The 25,050-nt window shown below is 38.4% G+C and carries 24 protein-coding genes and 1 tRNA gene; 16 read left to right on the forward strand and 9 right to left on the reverse strand.

Annotated elements, in window-relative coordinates; genetic code table 11:
* The 5 genes from HJG58_RS17285 to HJG58_RS19090 all read left to right on the forward strand — a co-directional run.
* The coding region (locus HJG58_RS17285) for a TipJ family phage tail tip protein (protein ID WP_170249686.1) at positions 1–3,954 on the forward strand (3,954 nt) is incomplete at its 5' end.
* 46 nt (positions 3,955–4,000) lie between these two features.
* Positions 4,001–4,357 (forward strand): hypothetical protein, encoded by a 357-nt coding sequence (locus HJG58_RS17290; protein ID WP_000138205.1) that lies wholly within the window; start codon positions 4,001–4,003, stop codon positions 4,355–4,357.
* Entirely contained in the window at positions 4,354–4,572 is a 219-nt protein-coding gene (locus HJG58_RS17295; protein ID WP_001083663.1) for a hypothetical protein, read from the forward strand. The genes HJG58_RS17290 and HJG58_RS17295 overlap by 4 nt, the downstream gene beginning before the upstream one ends.
* Positions 4,562–5,116, forward strand: a complete 555-nt coding sequence (locus HJG58_RS17300; RefSeq protein ID WP_170249687.1) for a lysozyme — start codon at positions 4,562–4,564, stop codon at positions 5,114–5,116. The genes HJG58_RS17295 and HJG58_RS17300 overlap by 11 nt, the downstream gene beginning before the upstream one ends.
* A 124-nt stretch (positions 5,117–5,240) precedes the next feature.
* The gene (locus HJG58_RS19090; RefSeq protein WP_057090044.1) at positions 5,241–5,441 is read left to right on the forward strand and encodes a hypothetical protein; all 201 of its coding nucleotides are present in this window, start codon (positions 5,241–5,243) and stop codon (positions 5,439–5,441) included.
* Here HJG58_RS19090 and HJG58_RS17305 read toward each other — a convergent pair.
* Both HJG58_RS17305 and HJG58_RS17310 read right to left on the reverse strand, forming a co-directional pair.
* Positions 5,434–6,678 carry a tyrosine-type recombinase/integrase gene (locus HJG58_RS17305; protein ID WP_001127116.1) on the reverse strand — a complete coding sequence of 415 codons (1,245 nt, stop codon included), beginning with the start codon at positions 6,676–6,678 and terminating at the stop codon, positions 5,434–5,436. The two genes, HJG58_RS19090 and HJG58_RS17305, sit on opposite strands and share 8 nt — an antisense overlap.
* 166 nt (positions 6,679–6,844) lie before the next feature.
* Positions 6,845–6,920, reverse strand: a tRNA-Arg gene (locus HJG58_RS17310).
* 313 nt (positions 6,921–7,233) lie between these two features.
* Between HJG58_RS17310 and HJG58_RS17315 the strand changes: the two genes are divergently transcribed.
* The gene (locus HJG58_RS17315; RefSeq protein ID WP_032052731.1) at positions 7,234–7,488 is read left to right on the forward strand and encodes a TIGR03643 family protein; all 255 of its coding nucleotides are present in this window, start codon (positions 7,234–7,236) and stop codon (positions 7,486–7,488) included.
* 85 nt (positions 7,489–7,573) lie between these two features.
* Here HJG58_RS17315 and HJG58_RS17320 read toward each other — a convergent pair whose 3' ends face one another.
* Together HJG58_RS17320 and HJG58_RS17325 are read right to left on the reverse strand one after the other, a co-directional pair.
* A complete protein-coding gene (locus HJG58_RS17320) occupies positions 7,574–7,714 on the reverse strand; it encodes a DUF2256 domain-containing protein (protein ID WP_080947730.1) in 141 nt (46 codons plus the stop codon).
* A gap of 4 nt (positions 7,715–7,718) precedes the next feature.
* Positions 7,719–9,242, reverse strand: coding sequence for a cryptochrome/photolyase family protein (locus HJG58_RS17325; RefSeq protein ID WP_170249688.1), 1,524 nt, complete (start codon positions 9,240–9,242; stop codon positions 7,719–7,721).
* Positions 9,243–9,529: 287 nt separating this feature from the next.
* Between HJG58_RS17325 and nudC the strand changes: the two genes are divergently transcribed.
* The gene (gene nudC / locus HJG58_RS17330; protein ID WP_170249689.1) at positions 9,530–10,309 is read left to right on the forward strand and encodes an NAD(+) diphosphatase; all 780 of its coding nucleotides are present in this window, start codon (positions 9,530–9,532) and stop codon (positions 10,307–10,309) included.
* A 79-nt stretch (positions 10,310–10,388) separates the two neighbouring features.
* Here nudC and HJG58_RS17335 read toward each other — a convergent pair whose 3' ends face one another.
* A complete protein-coding gene (locus HJG58_RS17335; protein ID WP_170249690.1) occupies positions 10,389–11,768 on the reverse strand; it encodes an amino acid permease in 1,380 nt (459 codons plus the stop codon).
* Between the two features lie 378 nt (positions 11,769–12,146).
* On the opposite strand from HJG58_RS17335, the gene prpF reads away from it, so the two are divergent.
* The 3 genes from prpF (at position 12,147) to HJG58_RS17350 (ending at position 14,832) form a co-directional block, all read left to right on the forward strand.
* Complete coding sequence (prpF, locus tag HJG58_RS17340; RefSeq protein WP_170249691.1) at positions 12,147–13,334, forward strand: 2-methylaconitate cis-trans isomerase PrpF; 1,188 nt, start codon at positions 12,147–12,149, stop codon at positions 13,332–13,334.
* 159 nt (positions 13,335–13,493) lie between these two features.
* Positions 13,494–14,405 carry a polyprenyl synthetase family protein gene (locus tag HJG58_RS17345; protein ID WP_032006512.1) on the forward strand — a complete coding sequence of 304 codons (912 nt, stop codon included), beginning with the start codon at positions 13,494–13,496 and terminating at the stop codon, positions 14,403–14,405.
* Between the two features lie 58 nt (positions 14,406–14,463).
* Positions 14,464–14,832 carry an MmcQ/YjbR family DNA-binding protein gene (locus HJG58_RS17350; RefSeq protein ID WP_170249692.1) on the forward strand — a complete coding sequence of 123 codons (369 nt, stop codon included), beginning with the start codon at positions 14,464–14,466 and terminating at the stop codon, positions 14,830–14,832.
* Positions 14,833–14,902: 70 nt separating this feature from the next.
* Here HJG58_RS17350 and HJG58_RS17355 read toward each other — a convergent pair whose 3' ends face one another.
* From HJG58_RS17355 to HJG58_RS17370, 4 genes are all read right to left on the reverse strand, one after another.
* On the reverse strand, positions 14,903–15,757 hold the full coding sequence (locus HJG58_RS17355; protein WP_032006515.1) for an SPFH domain-containing protein: 855 nt from the start codon (positions 15,755–15,757) through the stop codon (positions 14,903–14,905).
* Between the two features lie 28 nt (positions 15,758–15,785).
* Complete coding sequence (locus tag HJG58_RS17360) at positions 15,786–16,247, reverse strand: NfeD family protein (RefSeq protein ID WP_086265300.1); 462 nt, start codon at positions 16,245–16,247, stop codon at positions 15,786–15,788.
* A gap of 105 nt (positions 16,248–16,352) precedes the next feature.
* The gene (locus HJG58_RS17365; RefSeq protein ID WP_014207516.1) at positions 16,353–17,270 is read right to left on the reverse strand and encodes a patatin-like phospholipase family protein; all 918 of its coding nucleotides are present in this window, start codon (positions 17,268–17,270) and stop codon (positions 16,353–16,355) included.
* Positions 17,271–17,337: 67 nt separating this feature from the next.
* Positions 17,338–17,964, reverse strand: coding sequence for a lysophospholipid acyltransferase family protein (locus HJG58_RS17370; RefSeq protein WP_170249693.1), 627 nt, complete (start codon positions 17,962–17,964; stop codon positions 17,338–17,340).
* A 127-nt stretch (positions 17,965–18,091) separates the two neighbouring features.
* On the opposite strand from HJG58_RS17370, the gene HJG58_RS17375 reads away from it, so the two are divergent.
* From HJG58_RS17375 to HJG58_RS17400, 6 genes are all read left to right on the forward strand, one after another.
* A complete protein-coding gene (locus tag HJG58_RS17375; protein ID WP_216076598.1) occupies positions 18,092–19,351 on the forward strand; it encodes an MFS transporter in 1,260 nt (419 codons plus the stop codon).
* A 73-nt stretch (positions 19,352–19,424) separates the two neighbouring features.
* Entirely contained in the window at positions 19,425–19,616 is a 192-nt protein-coding gene (locus HJG58_RS17380; RefSeq protein ID WP_086265301.1) for a hypothetical protein, read from the forward strand.
* Between the two features lie 273 nt (positions 19,617–19,889).
* Complete coding sequence (locus tag HJG58_RS17385; protein WP_170249694.1) at positions 19,890–21,173, forward strand: DcaP family trimeric outer membrane transporter; 1,284 nt, start codon at positions 19,890–19,892, stop codon at positions 21,171–21,173.
* Positions 21,174–21,352: 179 nt separating this feature from the next.
* A complete protein-coding gene (locus tag HJG58_RS17390; RefSeq protein WP_170249695.1) occupies positions 21,353–23,002 on the forward strand; it encodes a phosphoethanolamine transferase in 1,650 nt (549 codons plus the stop codon).
* A 14-nt stretch (positions 23,003–23,016) separates the two neighbouring features.
* The gene (locus HJG58_RS17395) at positions 23,017–23,691 is read left to right on the forward strand and encodes a DNA-binding response regulator PmrA (protein WP_032006521.1); all 675 of its coding nucleotides are present in this window, start codon (positions 23,017–23,019) and stop codon (positions 23,689–23,691) included.
* Positions 23,692–23,714: 23 nt separating this feature from the next.
* Complete coding sequence (locus tag HJG58_RS17400) at positions 23,715–25,049, forward strand: ATP-binding protein (protein ID WP_170249696.1); 1,335 nt, start codon at positions 23,715–23,717, stop codon at positions 25,047–25,049.
* Position 25,050: the final 1 nt, after the last annotated feature.

Consider the following 25,050-nt stretch of genomic DNA (forward strand, 5'->3'; position numbering starts at 1 on the left):
GATAAAACATCTGCAAATTATGAACGTGCTCATCGGATTGATTTGCCTCGTGCAGACTCTGGCTGGCTTGTTCGTGTACGCCGTCTGACTCCGAACTCATCTTCTGAATATATCAGCGACAAGATGTATATTGCAGCTGTTACAGAAGTGATCGATGCGAAATTACGTTACCCAAACACAGCATTATTGGGCCTTCAGTATGATGCTGAGACTTTTGGAAACGTAGCAAAAGTTGCTATGGATACAAAGGGTAGGCTCCTAAAAGTTCCTACAAATTATAATCCGGTTACACGTCAGTATGTTGGAATGTGGGACGGTACTTTCAAAGAGGCATATTCCAATAATCCAGCTTGGATTTATTACGACATCTGTACAGTTGATCGCTATGCGCTGGGTGATCGATTAACTCCACTCATGGTTGATAAGTGGTCTTTATATCGTTTAGCTCAATATTGTGATGAGTTAGTACCGGACGGATTAGGCGGTCAAGAACCACGTTTCACTTGTAATGTTTATCTTCAGAGTGCTGAAAGCGCTTTTGAGATTTTAACTAAGTTAGCTGGTGTGTTTCGTGCGATAACGTTTTGGGATGGTAATAGCATTATTTGTGATGCGGATATTCCCCAAGATACGTATTTCACTTATACGCGTGCCAATGTCATTGATGGCAATTTTGAGTACGCGGGAACCCGTGCTCGAGATAGACATAATGTTGTAAAAATTGCATGGGACAACCCAGCCAATCACTATAAGACTGAATATGAATTTGTCCGCGATGAAAAGGCAATTTCTGAAGCTGGCCAAGTTCGTATTTTAGAAATAGAAGCTTGGGGATGTACCTCACGAGGGCAAGCGCAGCGAGCAGGTTGGTGGGCATTAAAGTCTGAACAGTTAGAAACCAGAACTGTTAGTTTTAAAGTTGGTTTGGATGGCCATATTCCGCAGCCGGGAAGAGTTATTGATATTGCAGATCCATTGTTTGCTGGACGGGCAAACGGAGGGCGTGTATCTAAAATATCAGCAGATCGTAAAAGCATTACGCTAGATCGTGACGACGTTGTGGCAGTTGCTGGTGACCGATTGATTATTAATGGCGAGGATGGCAAAGCTCAAACTCGAATTGTTCAATCGATCTCTGGTCGAGTGGTTACAGTTACTCATGAGTTTGATGCGATTGCAGCACAAAACGTCTGGGTGATTGATGCTCAAGACTTGGCAACAATGAAGTTTCGAGTGATTTCTATTACCCAAGATGAGCATCATCAATTTTCAGTGACTGCACTTCAATATAACCCAGCCAAGTTTGATGCCATTGATAAGGGTGCTTATTTTGATGAGGTTCCGATTTCGATTGTGAACCCAACAATTCAGGATCCTGTAACAGATGTCGTTGTTACCGGTGAAAGCCGAGTTGATCAGGGCATCAACGTGGCTACCATGATAGTATCTTGGGCGCAGGCAAAAGGAGCCGTTAAATATCAAGTTGAGTGGCGTAAAGATGACGGGAGTTGGATTAAGCTTCCAATAACCGGCAACAACTCAGTCGAAGTACCAGGTATTTATGCGGGTCAATATCAAGCACGAGTAACAGCGATTTCAGCTTTTGAGATAGCTTCTTTACCAGTTTATTCAACTTTGACTGAACTCTCTGGAAAGCAAGGTTTACCTCCAAAATTGGCATTTATCCAAGCGACAGGAATCTTATTTGGTATAAAACTTGATTGGAGTTTTCCTGCAACAGGTGCTCTAGATACAGCTTATACTGAAATTCAAGTTTCACCAGACGGAACAAGCAACATTGCTCAATTGGGCTTATTCGCTTATCCAACAACGACTCATACGATTCAAGGCTTGCAGCCAAATCTGACTCAATTTTATCGTGGCCGTTTGATTGACAGGATCGGGAATATAGGGCCTTGGTCGGATTGGACTCATGCGACAACTTCTGCCGATGCTACAGACGTTCTTGAACTCTTGAATGATCAAATCAGTGAATCTCAGCTCAATCAGGATCTTAAAACCAAGATTGATCATATTGAGACTATTGACGCTGAAATTGGTCCAATTAAGCAAGATATTCAGAATACGAAAGATCGGATTGCACAAGAAGTCATTGATCGTCAAAACGCTATTCAGCAAGCCAAAGATGGTTTATCACAGCAAATCATTGCAGGTGATGAAGGTGTTCTTGAAGTTGTAAAAACGGTCAAGAAATCAAGTGATGATGGTCTTGCTGCAGCTCAAGAAAGCATTCGTGTTGTTGCAAATGAACTCTCACTTGTTGCTGAAAAGACCGATGGCGTGTATGCACAGTTAAATCCACCTTTAATTGGCTCTGAGTCTGATCTGATTGGTAACGATCAAGGTTTTGCTGGCACATGGTCTGTTCAATCAGCAATGATTGAAGGAGATCTTGCACTAAGCAAACGTATAGATACTACAGTTGTCGAGGTTAATGATTTACGTGCATACGCTCAGCAAGAGGTCCAAGCTCGAATTGAAGGCGATAAAGTAACAGTTCAAAAGATTGATACTTATATAGCAAGCAATGATAGCGCTCTTGCGGCTGTACGCCAATCTGCACAAGTCGCGGTAGATCAGTCTTCGGCAAATGCTGAAGCAATTGATTCAATTAATCTTGAGCTTGATGATAAGGCATCAACTGGTGCACTTGAGCAAGTTGAGTCAGACATTAAGAATGTAGATGACAAAGTTATTGCCCAAACTACAAGGATTGATGGAGTTTACGCGCAACTCAACCCACCCTTAATCGGTTCAGAATCCGATCTAATCGGAAATGAAGGGGGTTATGCAGGTGTCTGGTCAGAGCAATCTGCACGTATTGAAGGCGATTTGGCTCAATCTAAACGTACAGATCAAGTGTCTGCACAATTGAATGACAGCAATGCTTTGTTTCAGCAACAAATCAATGCAAATGCTAGTGCTATTTCTTCAACGATAAAAGTAACGGAAACGTTGCAAACTAAAGTCGGTGAGAATAGTGCGTCTATTCAAAATGTCAGTGAAAGTGTGGATGGCATCTATGCTCAGCAGTTTACCAAGTTCGATGTAAATGGCCATGTTTCAGGTCATGGTTCAATGAACGATGGAACTACTTCAACTTTCATATTCAATTATGATGCAATTCAGTTTGGTACGCCTGTCGGTGTTGATGGTGTAGAACCTAAACCATTAATGACCTTGCAAAACACTCCGGTTACTTTGCCAAACGGTACTGTTATTCCGCGTGGTTTGTATGTCGACAATGGTAGTTTTGGGTATATCAATGCGAATCGAATCTGGGCTGAAAACTTAAGTACTATTAGTGCAGACTTGGGGACAATTAAAGTCAAAACTGCGAATATTGAAGATGGCGCAATTGATACTTTAAAAATTAAAGATGAAGCTGTAACAGTTCCAATAGGTGTAAAAGCAATTGATGTAAAGACTATCACTACTTTTGCAGGTGGAGTTACAAGTGGACAGCCTAATAATGATTTTAACAACCACCTATCAGCGTGGGAAAATCATATAGGTACACTTTTACAAGTAACGTTAAATAGAAGTGGTGGAAAAGTTAGAATTGATGCTTCAGTAAATATTTGCACACCTACTTTTGGCGCTTTTAGTGTAAGTGACGGACGAGGTAATTCAATTGCAGCAAATGACAGGGCCATGGCTTCTTTTTATATTTCTATATATCGGAATGGAAATTTAATTGGACGGGGTTCATTAGGTGCAAATCTTGAAACTGGTACTATTAATGTCAATTTCAACGGGACTGCGGTTATCGTTTCAGCTATTGATGATAACAGTACTATTGGCAATGTTACCTACACACTTAAAGCAGGATTTGCTCGACAGGAGGGCGTTAATATTCCATTAAATGTGGAATCAAGAAGCAACTTTATGATTACTTCGAGAACGTTAAGTGTTATTGAAATGAAAAAGTAACAGCACCCAACCGGGTGCTTTTTTATGCCGAAATTAGGGGGAAGGCATGACTGAAAATGAATCATACGGGTTGAGATTTGAAAAGAAAATCGACTCCATTCAGAGTGATATTCGCATGTTGTCAGATCATGTTACTCGACTGACTTTCATTAATGAAGCGCACAAAGAGACTAGCGAACAGAACAAAAAAGATATCGATACATTGGATATCAAAGTCGCCAATTTAGAAAACCGCACAGCAGCGCAAGATGGTGGAATTTCTGTGCTGCGTGTATTGCTGGGAATATTTGCAGGCATCGTATTTTCATTGTGTGCGTGGGTTGGATCTTCAATTATTCAATTAAGCCAAGACCAGTCTTTAATTAAAGAGAAAGTATCACGGTTGGAGGAAGCAAAAAGATGAACAGTGAAAATACTCGCGCATATCTAGCTTTCGCATTAGTGGGACTGATGTTTGTTTTAGTGATTGCTTTATTTTTTGTGGATATGCCACGTGAAAATAGCAATCTGATTAATACGGCATTGGGTTTCATTGCAGGGGCTATGACAACTGCATGTGGCTTTTATTTTGGTAGCTCTGAGTTAGAGAAAAAGAAAGGTGAATCAAATGACAACTAAACCATTCTTCGACGCTGCCCGAGTGATCGCAGGCGGCAAGCTTACACAGGCACAAGTAGACGAACTAAATAAGGTGGTCGATAAACTTGCACCTACTGGCATGGCTACAAGTGATATTGGTATAGATCTCATCTCAGGTTTTGAAGGCACGCGATTCACAGCTTATGACGACGGTGTAGGGGTTTGGACCATTGGCACCGGCACCACAGTTTATCCAAATGGGGTGAAGGTTAAGCAAGGCGATACTTGCACACCCGAGCAAGCTAAAGCCTACTTCAAACATGACTTAGCTAAATTTGAAAAGACTGTAAATGAATCGGTGACAGTTCCTTTAGCTCAAAACCAATTTGATGCTTTGGTATCGCTGACATACAACATTGGTTCAGGTGCATTTAAGAATTCGACTTTACTTAAGCTGCTTAACAAAGGTGACTATCAAGGCGCTGCTGACCAATTCCTTGTCTGGAATAAGGCAGGGGGCAAAGTTATGAAAGGTCTAGTTCGTCGTCGCGAAGCTGAACGAGCACTCTTTTTAAAGAAGTAACTTATATGTGTAAGCGTACCAAAGTTGCAACAATCATCACATTGCTGTGTTTAATCTTCTCAGGTTGCACAGCTCACACTATTAACACGTCTGTTAATGTTGGGATTTGTGTAAGGGCTTTGTGATGTCGCAAGTCATGATCATGGTTTCTGAATCTGGCAAGATGGAGCACACATGCAACCTTCTTGCCGAAATAAATAAAAAAGGTGAAGTCATAAAGATTTATGACCACAATGGAAACGAGCTAAAAATTAACTTTTTAAATAATGAAGTTTACTTTAATAAGACTTGGTGGCAATTCACTAATATACAATCACTTATCTAGTTGGTAAAGTCTTGGCATAATCTGCTTTTATTTGATCACAATAATCTGCCCAGCTTTGCATCATCTCTCTTCTTTTCTCTAAATGTTTTGTCCGGTTGTATGCTCGACCATGCATATCTTTAACTTTGTGAGCTAATTGCTGCTCAATAATTTCAATAGGGTAGTTAAGTACTTCCTCTAATATTGTTCTTGCAGAAGCACGGAAGCCATGTCCGCAAACTTGTTCAGATGTATAGCCCAATCTACGTAATGCTTGGTTAATTGTATTTTCTGACATTGGTTTAAGTTTGCTAGTCATAGAAGGGAATACATACTCACTTTCCCCATCGGGATCATAAGTCAGTTCTTTTATTTTCAGCAACAGTTCTTTAACTTGTCTAGGAATAGGCACAAGGTGTTGTACGCCAGTTTTATTTTTTGTTTTTGGTGGCGTATATCTCCAAAGATCAATTTCTAAGTCAATATCTGGCCACTTTGCATAACGCAGCTCACCAGGACGAACAAATACATAAGGAGCAATTTTTAAGGCCATTTGGGTAATGAATGTGCCTTCATAAAAATCGATGTCATAAAGTAGTTCAGCAAATTCATTCGATTCAGTCAAAGCTGATAAATGTTTTACTTTAGGTGTTTTTAAGGCACCTCTTAAATCTTGAGTTACGTCTCTCTCACACCTACCAGTGGCAACGCCATATCTCATGATTTGTCCGCATTTCACTTTAACTTTTTTTGCTGTCTCTAATTTTCCTTGTTTCTCATAAATGCGGCAGATATTTAAAACTTCTACTGGGGTAACTTTATCAATAGGTTTTTTTCCAATATTGGAATTTATGACTTGAAGTAATCTTTTATGACCACGGATAGTTGACTCAGCAAAATCTTGTTTGGATTCCCATTCTGCAGCAACAGCAGCAAAAGTATTTTTCTCTGAGTTTATATGTTCTTGTTCAACTCTTTTACGTTCAACTTGTGGGTCAATATTCTGAGCCAGTAAAGTTCTAGCTTCATCCCGTTTAGATCGTGCATCTGCAAGACTTACTTCTGGGTAAGAACCAAAACCAATAGTATTTCTTTTTTTTGTATATGGGCGTGAGTAATCAAAACGCCAAAATTTATTTTGGTTTTTATCTATAAGCAAATAGAGACCCGAACCGTCAGATAGTTTCAGGGATTTTCCATTTTCTGATTTTGCTTTCTTTATCTTTGTATCAGTAAGTGGGACAACGGTTTTAGGCATTTTTGCGGTACCATTTTTGCGGTATTTAATGAGGTACTGTATTAAGTACCGTAAAAAAACAAGAATTATCTCGGTCTATGTCGGACTATTAAAGACTATAAAAAGTTAATAATCAATTATAGGCAAAGGGTTCCCGTACTATTTCGGACTAACGTGTAATTTAATTTGGTGCGCCCTGCGGGACTCGAACCCACGTCTGTCGCTTAGGAGGCAACTGCTCTATCCAGTTAAGCTAAGGGCGCATAATTTTATGATTATAAACAAAAAAGCTACTGCTAAGGCAATGGCTTTTTTACATTTTAAGTATTAAAACCTCTGCCATAGTGGCTAATAAAAATAAAGCTTTACGATTCAACAGTTGCATACTCACTTATGCTTTATAGAAAAATAGAGTTTATAAAGCTAAAAAATCACAAAAAATTCATGTTGATCTTTCTATGATCTGAAGCAAAACACGAAAAGATTTAAGGTGAGCAATTGGATAGATACAGTTATTTCTAAACCATTGTTTGTTAAGAATCAGATTTGGCTATCTATAAATCAAAAGGGCATAACATGAAAAAAATTGATGAACAGGACTTATCTAGAATTATTGAAATGGCATGGGAAGATCGCACTCCATTTGAAGCAATTGAGCGAGAGTATGGCTTAAGCGAAAGCGAAGTTATTCGTTTAATGAGATACAACCTAAAAACCAATAGTTTTAAACTTTGGCGTAAACGTATGGCAGGGCGTAAAACTAAGCATCAACAATTACGTTCACCAGACGTTGAACGAGCTTACTGCTCTCGTCAGTATAAATATGCTTAACATCATCAGATATAACCAATTGAAATCCAGCTGATTCAACAATCAAGAGTAGTGTTGAATCAGTTAAAACAATCGAGTGAAATATCTACTTAGTTGATTGGGCTTGTCTTTTACATCTTTCAGAGCAATATTTTACTTCTTCCCAGCAACGTTCCCATTTTTTTCGCCAGTCAAAAGGACGTTGACAATAGGCACATATTTTCTGGGGTAAATGTTGTTTTTTCATGATCTTAAAGCTCATCAAGTTGATGAATAAGTAACTTGGCATGCTGCATGACAGAAGCTTTATCTTTCATACGATCAAGGTTTTTATAGACCATAGCCATTCTGGGATTCTGACGAAATATGGCCTCATGTCGGCTCATAAAATACCAATATAAACTGTTAAATGGACAACTGTCAGACTCAGTTTTTGTTTTGACGTTATATGTACAGTGCTGACAATAATTTGACATTTTATGTACGTAATTACCTGATGCAGCATAGGGTTTACTTGCCATGATGCCGCCATCTGCATACATTGCCATGCCTAAAGTATTCGGTAATTCGACCCATTCATAAGCATCTACATAGACTGCTAAATACCATTTGCAAATTTCTGATGAAATTACACCTGCTAAAAGTGCAAAGTTGCCTGTAATCATTAAACGCTGAATATGGTGAGCATAGCCATGTTCAAAGGTATTTCTGAAACACTCGGCCATACATGCCATTTTTGTATTACCCGTCCAGTAATATTGGGGCAGCGGCGTGCTGGCAAGAAGGGTATTTTGATCGCTATAGTCAGGCATAGATAACCAATATATTCCACGCACATATTCCCGCCACCCTAATATCTGCCGAATAAATCCTTCTACTGCATTTAAGGGAGCCTGTCCGCTGTAATAGGCTGTTTGAGCAGCGTCACACACTTCTTTTGGCAACAACAATCCACAATTTAAATAAGGTGAGAGCAGACTATGAAACATAAAATCTGAACCATAAACCATGGCATCTTGATAATCGCCAAAGTGAGGTAAGATGTTAGAAATAAAATGATCTAGAGCAAGTAGGGCATTTTGACGGGTAGTTGCCCATTGAAAGGAGTTGATATTGCCGATATGTTGTGAAAATTCTGTCTTGACCAGTTGAATAACATCTATATCAATTTGATCATGCTCAAAGGCTAATTTTGATGGCAAAGATGGATTGCCTGACCACGCTTTTCGATTGGCTTGATCAAAGTTCCATTGCCCGCCAACGGGTTGTTGGTCATGCATTAAATAGTGAGTTTGCTTACGCATTTTTCGGTAAAAGTATTCCATTCTTAGCGTTTTATATTTGTTTGCCCATCGCTTGAATTGTTCTACAGTACAAAAGAAGCGATCATCTTCTAGACACATAACAGGTAGTTTTAGCTTGTTAGCCCATGAAGTTTCGATTTCATGTTGTAAGCGATACTCACCACATTGGGTAATGACGAGAGCATTCGCCGAGAAGTGTTGCTGCTGCAAAGCAATAAAGTCGACTAACTTTTTTATATGACTTTCGCGCTTAAATGTGTGGTAACGGATTTTCCAACCCTGTGCTTTTAATTCTTTTGCAAAGTGCCGCATTGCACTAAAAATCAGTGCTATTTTTTGTGGATGATGAGCAACATAAGACGTTTCCTCAAGCACTTCAGCCATCAAAATAACGTCTTCATTCCGGTTTAAATACTTGAGCGTTGCGAGTTGGTGATTTAATTGATCACCCAGAATTAAACCAAATCGCATATTTTTGCTTCATGAGATGGAACTAAAACTAGTCTAAGTTTTCAGAGATCAATTTTATGTGAAGCAGTGCTTCTAAGTTCATCACGAGTCACTTAGCTATAAAAAGATAAAGACAACTTAAAAACATAACGCATGTGAATAAAATGTGATTTTAATCAAAAAGATACAAATTAAATGAATTGAAGGTGTTCGCTAATATGCGTAAGATTTTAAAAAAATATGTTTAAGCTTGATCCTTTTGAAGGAGCAATAGAGGCCATCGAAAGGTTCTTCACTCGAGTATATAAATGGATACCAACAACCATCCTATTGCTTATATTTTTCAGCAGCAACAACTTTTGGTTGATGCGAATTTTAATCTACCTTGCCTTGAACAGCAGGAATATGATTTACCTATACAAGCAGACCCTCTAGTAATAGCAAGAGATTTCCAAGAAAGCGAACTTATACCAAATGGATATCAGTTCATACCCATTCGCCAACTCTTACAGTATTGGTCTAAACCTCAGTTTGAGCAGGCAAGTCGCGCTTTTCAGTTGCTAGAGTGGCGCCGTAATCATCAGTTTTGTAGTCGTTGCGGACATAAAACCCAGCAGCATAAGACTGAATATTCGATGACTTGTCCAGCATGTAATTTTAGTCAATATCCTAGGGTCAATCCTTGTGTAATTACCATTATTACGCGTGGTGAGGACGAGATTTTGCTGGCTAAAAATGCTAGAAATACGAGCCAGATGTACAGTTTAATTGCTGGCTTTGTCGAGGTAGGTGAAACACTAGAAGATGCTGTTCGACGTGAAACACTAGAAGAAGTTGGATTACACATTAAGAATATTCAGTATTTGGCGAGTCAACCATGGCCATTTCCGAGTAACTTAATGTTGGCCTTTAAAGCCGAATATGAAGCGGGCGAAATTGAAATTCAGGAGAAAGAGCTCAGTGATGCTCAGTTTTTCAAATTTGATCAGTTACCTGAAATTCCATTTAAAGGCAGTATTGCGCATGCAATGATTATGCATGTTATTCATGGCACACCTGTGGCTGATGATACGAAACAGTGGCTTTAAACTGAGATTCAGATATGGCTTTAATCTTATAGTTTTAAATAAAAAAGCCATTGTCTAGACAATGGCTTTTTAGATTTATTTATTCTTCCGGATTCTCAATGGAATCTAGTTTTTTAGGATTTAAATAGTCAAAAAGTATAAGCATTGCCGTAATCCAAATAGGGATCATCATTACTGACTCTTTGAAGCCTTGAGTCCACATAATATAGAGAACCACAGCAATAAAGGCTAAAACTAGGTAATTACTAAAAGGTGACCACAACGCTGGAAAAGAAGTCTTAATATTCGCGTGCTTAACAAAGCGTCTATACTTCAAATGTGTAATTGATATCATTGCCCAGTTTAGAACAAGTGCACCAACCACAACATACATAAGATGTCCAAGAGCATCTTCAGGTACAAAGTAATTTAAAAGAACGCAACCAAAGATTAATAAAGCAGAAAGCAGAACAGCGGGAATAGGAACCCCTTGTTTATTGGTTTTTGAAAAAACTTTTGGTGCATTACCTTGTTGAGCGAGACTATATAGCATACGGCTATTTGCAAACATCCCACTGTTATAAACAGATAAAGCAGCAGTTAAAATAATAAAGTTCAGTAAGTGTGCAGCCCAACCAATTCCCATTTGACTAAAAATCATAACAAATGGACTTTTGTCGAGACCGCCAAGATCTAATTGGTTCCATGGCACTAATGAAAGTAAAATTGCCAATGAACCGATATAGAAAATCAAGATACGGAAAACGACTTGGTTAATTGCTTTTGGAATCGTTTTTTTCGGATCTTTTGCTTCTGCTGCGGCCATACCAATCAGTTCGATACCACCAAAGGCGAACATCAAGAAAGCCAACATATAGAAGAGGCCGCTAAAGCCATTTGGAAAAAATCCACCATGAGACCAAAGGTTACTAAATGAAATATTTGAGCCTACATCTGCTGTAAATAGCAAATAGAGTCCAAAAACAATCATAGAGATGACCGCAGCAACTTTAATAATAGCGAGCCAGAATTCGGACTCACCATAAAATTTGACGTTTGTTAGGTTAATTGCCGTAATCACGACAAAGAAAAATAAGACAGACGTCCACGCTGGAATATGAGGCCACCAATAATTAATATATTTGGCCACTGCGGTGAGTTCACTCATCGCAACCAGAACGTAGAGTATCCAATAGTTCCATCCGGTTAAAAATCCGGGAAATTTCCCCCAGTATTTATACGCAAAATGGCTGAACGATCCTGCAACAGGTTCTTCAACAATCATTTCTCCCAGGTGGCGCATAATTAAAAAAGCAATTAAGCCACCAATGGCATATCCTAAAATAATGGATGGTCCCGCAGATTGAATCACTTGCGCCGAGCCTAAAAATAATCCAGTACCAATTGCTCCACCCATAGCAATTAATTGGATATGTCGATTTTTTAGTCCTCGTTGAAGTGTAGAAGATTCGTTGGTCAAAGGTCTTCACTCACAATGAATAAGTAAATTATTCTAATAGATGGAGTTATTTTAGCCTAGACTACAAATTAATAAGGCGTGACTGAAAAGTAATTGTAAAATTTATTTAAAATCATAATCTTGCTTTTAATATTTCTATTTCGAGTGAAAAGTACTCTAAAAAATATAATTTCAGATAGACTTTTTTTCTTAGATTTTGCTTAGATTAAGTCATTGCAAGCATATTGTTAAATTCACAAAATATACTCGCGTCAATACGATTGATGTATAAAGCAGATCGCTATCTCTTGGCCTTAAAACAATTTAAGATGCAGAGAAGGGTAAACAAGAATGCTTGTTTTGATATAGAAGAACATAATAGTAAGGATAACAGTTGATATGAGCTCAGTACCGCAAATTAAAATTCCAGCAACTTATATGCGTGGTGGAACGAGTAAAGGTGTCTTTTTTAAGCTTGATGATTTGCCCGAAAAAGCCCAAGTTGCAGGTCAAGCAAGAGATCAGCTCTTACTACGTGTAATTGGTAGTCCAGATCCTTATGGAAAACAAATTGATGGCATGGGTGGTGCCACTTCGAGTACCAGCAAAACTGTTATTCTCGCTAAAAGCACTCAGCCAGATCATGATGTCGATTATTTGTTTGGTCAGGTTTCAATTGATCAGGCTTTTGTAGATTGGAGCGGTAACTGCGGTAATTTAACCGCTGCGGTTGGCTCTTTTGCGATTTCAAATGGCTTAGTTGATGCAGACCGTATTCCAGAAAATGGCCTATGCACGGTTCGAATTTGGCAAAAAAATATTCAAAAAACCATTATTGCGCATGTGCCTATTACCAATGGACAGGTTCAAGAAACTGGAGATTTTGAACTAGATGGGGTGACTTTCCCTGCCGCTGAGGTCCAAATTGAGTTTTTAGATCCTGCCGATGATGGTGAAGAGGGCGGTGATATGTTCCCGACAGGGAATGTTATTGACCAATTAGATGTTCCAGAGATTGGTAGTTTTCAAGCCACATTTATTAATGCTGGTATTCCAACCATTTTCTTAAATGCAGAAGATTTAGGATACGAAGGTACTGAGTTACAAGATCATATTAATAGTGATACAACTGCATTGGCACGTTTTGAAAAAATTCGTGCCTATGGCGCAGTTCAGATGGGCTTAATTAAAGATATTTCAGAAGCAGCGGCGCGTCAGCACACACCAAAAATTGCTTTTGTCTCTAAACCAAAAAATTACACAGCATCAAGCGGTAAAAACGTTTCAGAGAATGATGTTGATTTACTCGTTCGAGCTTTGTCGATGGGTAAATTACACCATGCGATGATGGGAACAGCAGCCGTTGCAATTGGAACAGCGGCTGCTATTCCAGGCACTTTAGTAAATTTAGCAGCTGGTGGCGGTGAGCGTGAAGCAGTACGTTTCGGGCATCCATCTGGGACACTACGTGTGGGTGCTCAAGCTGAACTTACAAATGGCCAGTGGGTTGTTAAAAAGGCCATTATGAGTCGTAGTGCGCGTGTGTTAATGGAGGGTTGGGTGCGCGTTCCGGGTGACAGTTTCTAAACTTCCTCTAAATAAAAAGCCTCTCAATATGTAGAGGCTTTTTTACGCCTGCCTGTAAAAACTCAGCACCCACTTTTCACAGTGAATCGTGTATGATGTAGCGCATGAATGCTTCATAACATTCAATAAAATTTCTCTACTGATTTTATCGAGGCGACTGTGTCATCACTCTCTCAAGTTAATGCGGATGTTTTAAAACAAGCTCAACAACGTATTCAACAAGATTTATTGACGACACTGGCTGCATTCTCAATTCCAGAGCCTTTAAAAAGTGCAGTACACCATGCAGTTATGCTTGGTGGAAAACGTGTACGTCCGGCTCTGTGTTATGCCACTGCTTCTTTACAGCCAAATCCAAATTTTGCGGCCGCTCGTCGTGCTGCGGTTGCAGTCGAACTCATTCATTGTTACTCACTAGCGCATGATGATTTGCCTTGTATGGACAATGATTTGCTGCGCCGCGGTCAGCCGACTTGTCATGTTGCGTTTGGTGAAGATACTGCTTTGCTTGCTGGTGACATTTTACAATCAATGGCTTTTGAGGTTTTAGGTAGCCGTTTGTTTGATGAACAAGGGCAGGGTACTGATGCTGCGATTGTATTAAAACAAATGCAGATTTTAGCAACTGCTAGCTCCAAAATGGTCTCTGGACAGGTTTTAGATTTGCAAGCTGAAGGCAAGCAAATTACTCAAGACGAACTTGAAAATATCCATCGTAATAAAACGGGTGCGCTCATTCAGGCAGCCATTATGATGGGTGCAGTGACAATCTTCTCTGGAACAGATCAAGCAATTCCAAAGTTACGTCAATATGGACAAACAATTGGACTAGCTTTTCAGGTGTTAGACGATATTCTCGATATTACTTCGAGTACCGAAACCTTGGGTAAAACCGCAGGTAAGGATGAACAAGTACAAAAATCGACATATCCAGCCCTAATGGGGCTCGAACAAGCAAAGGTCTATGCTAAAGAATTGCATGATCAAGCTTTTGAAGCCTTAGCGCATTTTGGTGACGATGCGAAAGAATTAGTAGATATTTCACAATTCCTTTTAGCGCGTACCAATTAATAATATTAAATCAATATTCATAACTTCTATTCATGTGAAATGAATAAGGGAGAAAAGAATGAATGGTGCTCAGCTTCATCAAACTGCAATTGAAATCGCGCGTAATCTTCCCTTTAGTCAACAGACCCATCCATTTGGGCCAGACTATGAAGTTTTTAAAATTTTAGAGAAAATGTTCATGTTGACCGCAGAAGTAGCTGGCGTCAAAATGGTTAATGTTAAATGTGATCCCTATAAAAGTCAGGAATATCAGGAACTCTATTCATTTATTATTCCTGGATATCACATGAATAAAAAGCACTGGATTTCGATTACACCGCATAAGAACTTAACAAGAGATTTACTTCAAGATTTAATTCGCGACTCTTATGATTTGGTTATAAAAAAACTCCCTTTGAAAGATCAGAAAAGATTAAAAAACCAATAATATAAAAGATAAAAAACGGCGACATAGTAGTCACCGTTTTATTTTCAAATACTTATTTAAAGTAAACACATTAATTATGTTTTCCCATAATACCGCGAATTGTATTTAAAACATCGGCAGGTAAAACCACAGTTTTAGCATTGCTTGATTTCGCCATATCTTGCATCGCTTTCACATATTGTTCACCTAAAAGGTAAGCAACAGGAATCTCTTTATCACCAACCGCACTGGTTACCATTTCAATTGCTTTTTGAGATGCTTCTGCTAAGACCACTTGAGCTTCAGCATCACGTCGAGATGCTTCTAAACGACCTTCTGCACTTAAAATAGCAGCTTGTTTTTCACCATCGGCTTTTGTAACGGCAGCACGACGTTGACGCTCTGCCGCAGCTTGCTCTTCCATAGCCGCTTGCATGGTATGAGAGGGTTGAATATCTTGAATTTCAACAGTTTTCAAAGTAATGCCCCAATCTGAAATATCATCAGAAATCGCAGCTTTGAGCTTGGCTTTAATATGATCTCGTGAAGACAAAGCATCATCTAGATCCATTTCACCTACAATAGAACGTAACGAAGTTTGTACAAGGTTTTGAATCGCCCATGTATAGTTTTCAATACCATAGACCGCTTTTTCAGGTGTGGTTAAATTAATGTAGGCCACTGCATTCATTAGTAATACGGCGTTATCACGTGTAATTACTTCTTGAGATGGAATATCAAGCACAATATCTTTCGTGGTAATTTTATATGCCACTTCATCTACATAGGGAATCACAAAATTAAGCCCAGGATTAAGGGTCGAATGGTATTTACCTAAACGTTGAACAATCCACTTATAACCCTGAGGAACAATACGTACCCCTTTAAAAATGGTGACAGCCACAAAAGCCAAAAAAGCTAAAACAATAATAGTACCGACTGGCATGAAAATACCCTCTCTTTATCTTTAATGTTTATGAAGTACCGTGGGACTGGACAATTAAGTCATTACCCGAAATATCAATAACTCTTACACGATCACCGACTTTGACCGGATTAGTGCTTCGACAGTTCCATTCATCAGCCCCTAAAATAGGCATGGGAAAGCGAACAATAATTTGATCATGATCAAGACCAGTTTGAATCACCATACCAATTTGACCAATAGTCGCTTCACGAGGTAATCCCGCTTTAGTTTTATCAATTGATAATGGTTTAATAAATTTGAACCAAAGAATGGTGCATAGCACTGACAGAACTATCCATAATACAATTTGCGTTGTGAGGCTAATATCTGGAAATAACCAGTAGAGAAAGCACACCATAATGGCGGCAATACCAAACCAAAGCGCGGCAAAGGCGGGTAGAATCAGTTCGGAAAGAATAAGTAATATACCCAATACAAACCAGTGCCAAGGTTGTATAACAAACTCCATAGATCTGCTCTTTTATATATCTTTATGATGGGTAAAAGTGACTTAATATCACTTTTACCACTGTAGCAGATGATGGGGAGTGTGGATAGAAAAAAACCACCTCAATTAGAATTTAGGGCGTGGTGCAGGCTTAAATGCAGCTGGAGATTTTTTGAAGTTTGCAATTGCAGTTTCAACTTGGCGTATTTGCGCTTGAGCAGCTTTTTCACCTTCCAAAATTGCCTGATTACTTGATTTGAGGTCAAGAGTACCTAGATGACCAACTTTAGGTTGAATCACTACATTAGCTTGCTTGAGTTCTTCATTAATACTTTGTTGACCCATGATATTAATGGTTTGATCAAGTAGACCCCACATATTGGCTGGGCGATTCCCTGCTGGACGTGCAGAAATATCAACCGCAATCACAATATCTGCACCCATATCACGAGCTGTTTTAACTGGAATAGGGCTAACTAATCCACCATCTACATATTTCTGTTTGCCAATAGTTGCAGGAACGAACACGTTGGGAATACTGCAAGATGCACGAACTGCTTGCCCTGCATTACCTTTAATAAAGTCAGCTTTTTGACCATTATCAAGGCGTGTTGCGACCGCTGCAAAACGAATTGGGAATTTCTCAATTGGTTTGTTACCCACGTTACGGTTCACGTAGTCCTGTAACTTTTGTCCGAGAATAATGCCTTGACGGTTAAGCGTTAAATCACGGATATCTGACTCTTGTAATTTCAAAGCCAGACTTTGCAATTGATAAGGTGTTTGTCCACTTGCGTAGATACTTCCAACAAAGCTACCGGCACTGGTACCTGTGACAATTTTAGGTTTAATTCCGTGAGACTCTAAAACCTTGATTACACCAATATGTGAAAATCCTTTTGCTCCACCGCCACCTAAAGCAAGTGCAATCACAGGTTCACGGGCTTTCATTGAGGTTGTCGGTGTTGGTGTTTTGCTAAATTTATCACAGCCAAATAGTGCTAGAGAGATAAATCCAATACTGGCAAATTGAGCAATTTTCATCTTTAAAAAATAATCTACATCGAGATAAATGAAGAGGGCTCATAAGACCAGATTTGTTCATTTTTGGCTAGGTTTTTTTCACTAGATTTTGTAAAGGTTCAGCAAGCCAATTACGATTTTTTGGTGAAATTTTTCCTTCATAACGCTCAAAAATCTTTTCTAAATCTTCTTCATAGTTGCCGCTTGGGTTTAAGTGCCCTAAACAGTGAATAGTCTTATGATCATAATCAAAAGAAAACATGACAATGGGAATATGAGCTTTTGCAGCGATATGGTAAAAACCACTTTTCATTTTTTTTGCTTTCTTACGTGTACCTTCGGGCGCCATTCCAATCCAGATCTTGTCATAGTTTTGAATGGTTGCAACGACTTGCTCCGTAAGTCCATTGGCATTGTCACGTTTAACTGGAATGACTCCAGCCCAATCTAAAGCTCGTTTAAACGGTGGTTTAAAAAGGGCATCTTTACCTAGTACCGTAATTTGAATACCTAATCCAAAAATTGCAAGAAAGCCATACCATCCATCAATATTGGAAGTATGAGGGGAAATAATTGCCACTGCTTTTGGAAAATTAGGAACTTCGCCTTCAATTGTCCAGCCTTGCGCTAAAAAAAGTTTTTTAAATAGTGCTCGGCTTAAAGCAGTACCGCGTTGAGGCACCAAATCAGGTAAATTAGGGAAATGTTGATCCATATTTTTTAAATTTTAACTTGTCCTAGTTTTATCTTAATCTTTTGAAATATATGCTTCATTGGCAAAATGTAAGAACAAAATGACATTTGATGTTATTCCTCATTAAACAAATAAAAAGTAGGTTTCTATGGTGCGGCAGCAAAATCTTTATCTTCTGCTATTTTCCTTATATTGGGCACAAGGACTGCCTGTTGGGTTCATGACGCATGCTTTACCTGTGATTTTAAGGGCTGAAGGAGTTTCTCTCGCCCATATTGGTGGCTTTGGCTTATTAATGTTGCCGTGGTCAATCAAGATTTTTTGGGCGCCATGGGTCGACCGGCATGCACTTTCCCGTCTAGGGCACTACCGTAGTTGGATTCTACCTACTCAGTTTATGACTGTGGGTGTGCTGTGCATTGTGTCTTTTTTCCCCGTTCAAGCTTTAGATCAACCTATTTATTTATTCGCCTTTTTTATTTCACTTCTTTTTATGAATTTAACAGGAGCAACACAAGACATCGCTACCGATGCTTTAGCAGTCAATTTGTTGAAACATGACCAGCAGCATTGGGGCAATACATTTCAGGTGATTGGTTCGCGCTTAGGGTTTATTGTGGGGGGAGGCGCCGTACTTTGGTGCTTAGACTGGTTAACATGGCAACCCACTTTTTTGCTATTAGCAATCATAGTATTTTTAAATACTTTACCTATTTGGTTATTTAAAGAGCCTCAACATACTTCTCGTTCAAATCGCGAGCTCAAACTTAACCAACTAAATCTAACTACAAAAATTAAGGCTTATTTGAGTTACTTTTCTCAAAATAAAGAGCTTCGTTCTTGGTTAGTTGTGCTGATCACTTTTAAAGTAGCAGATGGCTTAGCTGGGCCATTACTCAAACCTTTAATGGTGGATATGGGGCTAAGTTTTACCCAAATTGGTGTTTATATCACGATGCTAGGTGCAGTAGCCGCACTCGCTGGGGCGGCAATTGCAGGAGGAGTGCTTAAGTACTTTTCAAGACCAATAGCATTAATTGTTTTTTCAGTTTTTAAAATTATGAGTCTAGGAGCCTATGCTTATTTAGCCTATGCCTATGAACAAAAAAATCAGTTGAATGTATGGTTTATCTATACAGTCAATGCTTTAGAAGATGCATTCTCGGCAATGCTGTTAGTGGTTATGTTGACTCTAGTCATGTATTACAGTCGAAAAGAATATGCGGGGACAGATTTTACGTTTCAGGTTTCAGTCATGGCGACTGTTAGCGGTCTTCTTTATAGTTTTAGTGGGGTGATTGGAGATGTGCTCGGTTATTTCCATTATTTGATAGCTATTGTCATTATTGGAGTGCTCAGTTTACTGCCTATTTACCTCTGGAAACATGCGAAACTACAAGAAAAATAAAGTTAACTAAATGAAATAAAGAAACTTAATGTCGATTAAGTATTAATCTAAGTATGCTCTAATACATTTGTCTATGTTTCTTAAAATGTATATTTTTAGCTATTTTAATGCTCAATTAATTGTGCCATCTTGTTTGAGTAGCAAATGGAAGCTAAAAGGAGAAAAAATGGATTTGGATAACAATAAAAATCATGTGAATCAATCAAAATGGACAGAAAAATGTTCAATTAGATTGGTTATCAGCCTAAAGTCTAAAAAAGAATAATGAAATAACGATTTAATCATTCTATAAGATAAGAGAGTTGTGTAGGATTCGTTACAACATGAAGTTAAGGTAAAAATCTGTAAGACAAAGTATGTTTTTTATGTCTTTGGTTATCGGTTTTTAGTCTTGCACAACGTTGAAATTGGTTTTGGTTGCGGTAATAAAATTAATGTAACCAATGTGGAGGAGAGTTGATTTTTTAGCCCCTAATTTAATGGCGTAAATCAACTTGGCATGGATAGGCAACATAAAATATATTTTTAGGAGTTTTTGATGGATCTATTCCTTAATCGTAAATCTTTCGTTATTAAAAGTTTAGCTCTTACAGTAACAGCTTTAATGATGAGTGGGGCACATGCTGCGACTTCCGACAAAGCGGAAATTCAACAGCTTCGTAAAGAAGTTGAAGCGCTTAAAGCTTTAATTCAAGAACAACGTCAAGTTCAGCAACAACAACAGCAAGTACAGCAGCAACAGCAAGTACAGTTAGCAGAAGTTAAGGCACAACCTCAAGCTGCTGCGCCAGTTTCACCTTTAGCATCATTAAAGTCTAAAGCGGGTGCTGATGTGAACCTCTATGGTTTTGTTCGTGGAGATGCTAACTATATTATTGAAGGTGCGGATAACGACTTTAACGACGTAAGTAAGTCAACTGGTGAAGCAAAAGATAAAATCCGTGCAACAGCTAAAACGACACGTCTTGGTTTAGATTTTACTGCTCCAGTAAATGACGCTAAAGTTGGTGGTAAAATTGAAGTCGACTTTGCGGGTACAAATGATGGGTTACGTATTCGTCATGCTTACTTAACGTATAACAACTGGTTATTCGGTCAAACAACTTCGAACTTCTTGTCTAACCATGCGCCAGAAATGATCGACTTCTCGACAAACATTGGTGGTGGTACTAAACGTGTTCCACAGGTACGTTATAACTATAAACTTGCTCCAGCAACACAATTATTTGTAGCAGCTGAAGAAGGCGACAGTTCAGCAACAGGTGACTCAGTTAAATATAGCTTACCTGTATTAACAGCTAAATTAACCCAAGGCTATGCAGATGGTAAAGGTTCGGCTTCAGCTCGTGTTTTAGTTGAAAATTATAAATCACAAACTACTGGCGACGACAAAACAGGTTGGGGTGTTGCTGCTGGTACAGACTTTAAAGTATCTGATCCTTTAAAACTCTTTGCTGATGCATCATATGTTGTAGGTAATAACACTTACTTATATGGTAGTAACAGTGCTTATGCAGTAGTAAATAACGATATTGAGCAAAACGAATTTGTAGCAGTGCAAGTGGGTGGAACTTATAAAATTTTACCTAACTTACGTTCAACTCTAGCATATGGTGCTCAGTTCGCTGATGACGGCACTGACTATGCTAAAGCAAATACATCTGCGAATGAAAAAGTTCAACAAGCATGGCTCAACGTCATTTACACACCAGTTAAACCAATTGATTTAGGTGTTGAATACGTTAATGGTAAACGTGATACTTTTGATGGTAAGTCTTACAAAGATAACCGTGTTGGTTTAATGGCTAAATATAGCTTCTAACAACAATATTTGGTTAAAAGCTCACAGACGAGGTTAAATTTAACCTCGTCTTTTTATTATACAAAATTTAAAAAAGTAGCATGTATTAAGGTCTTTGAATTAGATCATTTTTTATTTAAGTCATTTTTAAGTTTCCATTTCTACAGTAAAGCATCATAAAAAGATTGTAGTCACCCAAGATGCTGAATTTTTTTTCCACTTTAAAAAATAAACAGATTTCACTGTTTATGTTTAACATTATTATAGCCATTTGGTTAGGGGCAATTCTCAATATTGGTTTTTATCGCCAAGTCCATCTTTTAACTCCATATTTTGGAATAAAGGCTATTCTATTTTTAGCTGCTACTGTATTTATTGTGGTTGCTGCTTATTATGCGGTTTTACAGATTTTAAACTGGAAATGGACCGCTAAAATTTTTGCAATTTTACTGGTCGTGATTGGTGGTTTTAGCTCTTATTTCGTGAATACATTAGGCGTAATTATCTCGCCCGATCAAATTCAAAATATGATACAAACCGATGTATCTGAAGTTTCTGATCTAATTTCATTACGTTTTGGACTCTGGACAGTTTTCTTTGTTGTTTTACCTATTATTTTAATTACTCACGTAAAACTTAAAAAAGAAAAAACATCTCATTTATTGTTGAAAAAAATTAGTTCAATCATTGCTTCTTTCGCAATCGTTGGTCTTTTGCTATTTGTTTATTATGTTGATTTCGCAGCGATCTTTCGTGAGCATCGTGATCTAAAAGGTATGATTTCACCTCAAAATAGTATTTCATCTTTAATGTCTTATTATCATAAAAAGGCACCTAAGAAGAACTTGCCATTAATACACTATGGTGAAGATGCTCATCAAATTCAGAAAGTACAAAGCAACTTACCTAAACTAATGGTTTTGGTTGTAGGCGAGACTGCACGTGCAGAAAGTTTTGCATTAAATGGTTATTCGAAAAATACGAATCCGGAGCTTTCTAAACAGGAGGTTTTGAGTTTCTCGCAAGTTAGCTCATGTGGTACAGCAACAGCTGTGTCGGTTCCATGTATGTTCTCTGGCATGCCACGTGTTGACTATGATGAACAACTTGCAAGTCATCGTGAAGGTTTATTAGACATTGCCAAGCGTGCGGGCTACCAAGTGACTTGGATTGATAATAACTCTGGATGTAAAGGGGCTTGTGATCGTGTGGAGGAATACCAAATACCAGAAAAGTTAAAGCAAAAATGGTGTAAAGACGGCGAATGCTACGATGATATTTTAATTGATAGCTTAAATGAGTATTTGGCGACTATTCCTAAAGAAGACATCCGTCCACGCCTGATTGTTTTACATCAAGTCGGAAGTCATGGTCCAGCCTATTACAAGCGTGCGCCTGCCCAATATCAACCGTTTAAACCGACTTGTGACACTAATGCGATACAGGGCTGCTCTCAAACGGAGTTATTAAATAGTTATGATGACACGATTGTATATACAGACCATGTATTAAGTCAGATTATTAATAATCTAAAAGACTTATCGAAATATCAAACAGGTTTATGGTATTTATCTGATCATGGTGAATCAACTGGTGAACATGGTTTATATTTACATGGCTCACCGTATGCAATTGCACCGAGTCAACAAACACATGTACCAATGATAATGTGGTTTTCTGATAAATGGAAACAACATAATCTTGCACAAGTAAGTTGTTTAAGCCAACAAACTAAAGAAAAGTTAAGTCAGGATAATTTATTCCCAAGCTTATTAAGTTTGTTAGATGTAAAAACTCAGGTCATCAACCCTCAACTGGATATGTTGCACTCTTGTGCCCATGTGAATTAAAGCGAGCCTAAAACATGACAAAAATCTTGATGATTGAAGATGATTTTATGATTGCACAGTCAACAATAACGTTGCTGCAATATCATCAATTTGAAGTGGAGTGGGTCAATAATGGCTTAGATGGCCTAGCCCAGTTGGCTAAAAATAAATTCGATTTAATTCTTTTGGACTTAGGGCTACCGATGATGGATGGCATGCAGGTCTTAAAGCAAATCCGCCAAAGAGCAGCGACTCCTGTTTTAATTATTTCAGCACGAGATCAGTTACAGAACCGTGTTGATGGCTTAAACCACGGTGCAGATGATTACTTGATCAAACCATACGAGTTTGATGAGTTACTCGCTCGTATTCATGCGCTATTACGCCGTAGTGGGGTAGAGGCTCAGCTTGCGAATCATGAGCAGCTTTTACAAAGTGGTGATCTGGTTTTAAATGTTGAACAGCACATTGCTACCTTTAAAGGACAGCGTATTGATTTGTCTAATCGTGAATGGGCAATTCTTATTCCTTTAATGAGCCATCCAAATAAAATCTTTTCTAAAGCAAATCTTGAAGATAAGTTATATGATTTCGATAGTGATGTGACCAGTAATACGATTGAAGTATATGTGCATCACCTGAGAGCTAAACTCGGGAAAGACTTTATCCGAACTATTCGAGGATTGGGTTACCGTTTAGGGCAATCGTAACTTAATTTTGGAACTTCTTAACAGTGCATTATTCATTAAAAAAACGGCTGATTTGGGGCACCTCAATTTTCAGTGTTATTTTAGGTTGTATATTAATTTTTACTGCTTATAAAGTTGCACTTCAAGAAGTTGATGAAATTTTAGATACGCAAATGCGTTACTTGGCTGAACGAACAGCTGAATATCCATTGAAAACAGTAAGTAGTGAGTTCGATTTTCATAAAACTTATCATGAAGAAGATCTATTTGTAGATATTTGGGCTTATAAAGACCAAGCCCATTTATCACACCATCTCCATTTATTGGTTCCACCTGTTACACAAGCTGGCTTTTACTCACATAAAACCAGTAATGGCTTAATCCGTACCTATGTTTTGCCATTAAAGGATTACCAGATTCAGATTAGCCAGCAAGAAAAGGTTCGTGAGGCTTTTGCTTGGGAACTTGCAGGTAGCATGTTCATTCCATATTTGATTATCTTACCATTTGCTATTTTTGCTTTAGCTGCAATTATTCGCCGAGGTTTAAAGCCGATAGATGACTTTAAAAATGAACTGACTCATCGTGACTCAGAAGAGCTGACGCCTATTGAAGTCTCAGATTATCCTCAAGAACTGCTACCTACAATTGATGAAATGAATCGTCTTTTTGAGCGCATTTCTAAAGCGCAAAATGAGCAGAAACAGTTTATTGCAGATGCAGCCCATGAACTCAGAACTCCTGTGACTGCTCTAAATTTACAAACTAAAATTTTAATTAGTCAGCTTCCTGAGCATGAATCGCTGCAAAATTTGAGTAAAGGATTAGCGCGTATTCAGCATTTGGTGACACAGCTTTTAGCGCTGGCTAAGCAGGATGTTTCTTTAAGTGTGATTGAACCGACGAGGGCTTTTCAGCTTAATGATGTCGCTTTGAACTGTGTTGAACAGCTTGTTAATTTAGCTATGCAAAAAGAGATCGACTTGGGCTTTGTTCGTAACGAGCCAATTGAAATGCATAGTGTTGAGCCAACAGTTCATTCAATTATTTTTAACTTAATTGATAATGCAATTAAATATACACCCCACCAAGGCGTGATTAATATTTCAGTTTTTACAGATACAGATGGCTACGCGTGTATTCAAGTTGAAGATAGTGGTGCAGGGATTGAACCTGAACATTATGATAAAGTTTTAAAACGTTTTTATCGTGTACACCACCACCTTGAAGTGGGCAGTGGTTTAGGTCTATCTATTGTTGACCGAGCAACTCAACGTTTAGGTGGGACTCTGACACTAGACCGAAGTTTAGAGCTTGGTGGACTTTCTGTTTTGGTTAAACTTCCAAAGATTTTACATGTTCACGAAACAAGGACTTGAG

The sequence above is a fragment of the Acinetobacter geminorum genome, assembly GCF_013009345.1.
Lineage (GTDB): Bacteria > Pseudomonadota > Gammaproteobacteria > Pseudomonadales > Moraxellaceae > Acinetobacter > Acinetobacter geminorum.

Coding starts and splice junctions, on each gene's coding strand:
- HJG58_RS17290 (WP_000138205.1), top strand. CDS start 4,001: ATGACTGAAAATGAATCATACGGGTTGAGATTTGAAAAGAAAATCGAC.
- HJG58_RS17295 (WP_001083663.1), top strand. CDS start 4,354: ATGAACAGTGAAAATACTCGCGCATATCTAGCTTTCGCATTAGTGGGA.
- HJG58_RS17300 (WP_170249687.1), top strand. CDS start 4,562: ATGACAACTAAACCATTCTTCGACGCTGCCCGAGTGATCGCAGGCGGC.
- HJG58_RS19090 (WP_057090044.1), top strand. CDS start 5,241: ATGTCGCAAGTCATGATCATGGTTTCTGAATCTGGCAAGATGGAGCAC.
- HJG58_RS17305 (WP_001127116.1), bottom strand. CDS start 6,678: ATGCCTAAAACCGTTGTCCCACTTACTGATACAAAGATAAAGAAAGCA.
- HJG58_RS17315 (WP_032052731.1), top strand. CDS start 7,234: ATGAAAAAAATTGATGAACAGGACTTATCTAGAATTATTGAAATGGCA.
- HJG58_RS17320 (WP_080947730.1), bottom strand. CDS start 7,714: ATGAAAAAACAACATTTACCCCAGAAAATATGTGCCTATTGTCAACGT.
- HJG58_RS17325 (WP_170249688.1), bottom strand. CDS start 9,242: ATGCGATTTGGTTTAATTCTGGGTGATCAATTAAATCACCAACTCGCA.
- nudC (WP_170249689.1), top strand. CDS start 9,530: ATGGATACCAACAACCATCCTATTGCTTATATTTTTCAGCAGCAACAA.
- prpF (WP_170249691.1), top strand. CDS start 12,147: ATGAGCTCAGTACCGCAAATTAAAATTCCAGCAACTTATATGCGTGGT.
- HJG58_RS17350 (WP_170249692.1), top strand. CDS start 14,464: ATGAATGGTGCTCAGCTTCATCAAACTGCAATTGAAATCGCGCGTAAT.
- HJG58_RS17355 (WP_032006515.1), bottom strand. CDS start 15,757: ATGCCAGTCGGTACTATTATTGTTTTAGCTTTTTTGGCTTTTGTGGCT.
- HJG58_RS17360 (WP_086265300.1), bottom strand. CDS start 16,247: ATGGAGTTTGTTATACAACCTTGGCACTGGTTTGTATTGGGTATATTA.
- HJG58_RS17365 (WP_014207516.1), bottom strand. CDS start 17,270: ATGAAAATTGCTCAATTTGCCAGTATTGGATTTATCTCTCTAGCACTA.
- HJG58_RS17370 (WP_170249693.1), bottom strand. CDS start 17,964: ATGGATCAACATTTCCCTAATTTACCTGATTTGGTGCCTCAACGCGGT.
- HJG58_RS17375 (WP_216076598.1), top strand. CDS start 18,092: ATGGTGCGGCAGCAAAATCTTTATCTTCTGCTATTTTCCTTATATTGG.
- HJG58_RS17380 (WP_086265301.1), top strand. CDS start 19,425: ATGTTTCTTAAAATGTATATTTTTAGCTATTTTAATGCTCAATTAATT.
- HJG58_RS17385 (WP_170249694.1), top strand. CDS start 19,890: ATGGATCTATTCCTTAATCGTAAATCTTTCGTTATTAAAAGTTTAGCT.
- HJG58_RS17390 (WP_170249695.1), top strand. CDS start 21,353: ATGCTGAATTTTTTTTCCACTTTAAAAAATAAACAGATTTCACTGTTT.
- HJG58_RS17395 (WP_032006521.1), top strand. CDS start 23,017: ATGACAAAAATCTTGATGATTGAAGATGATTTTATGATTGCACAGTCA.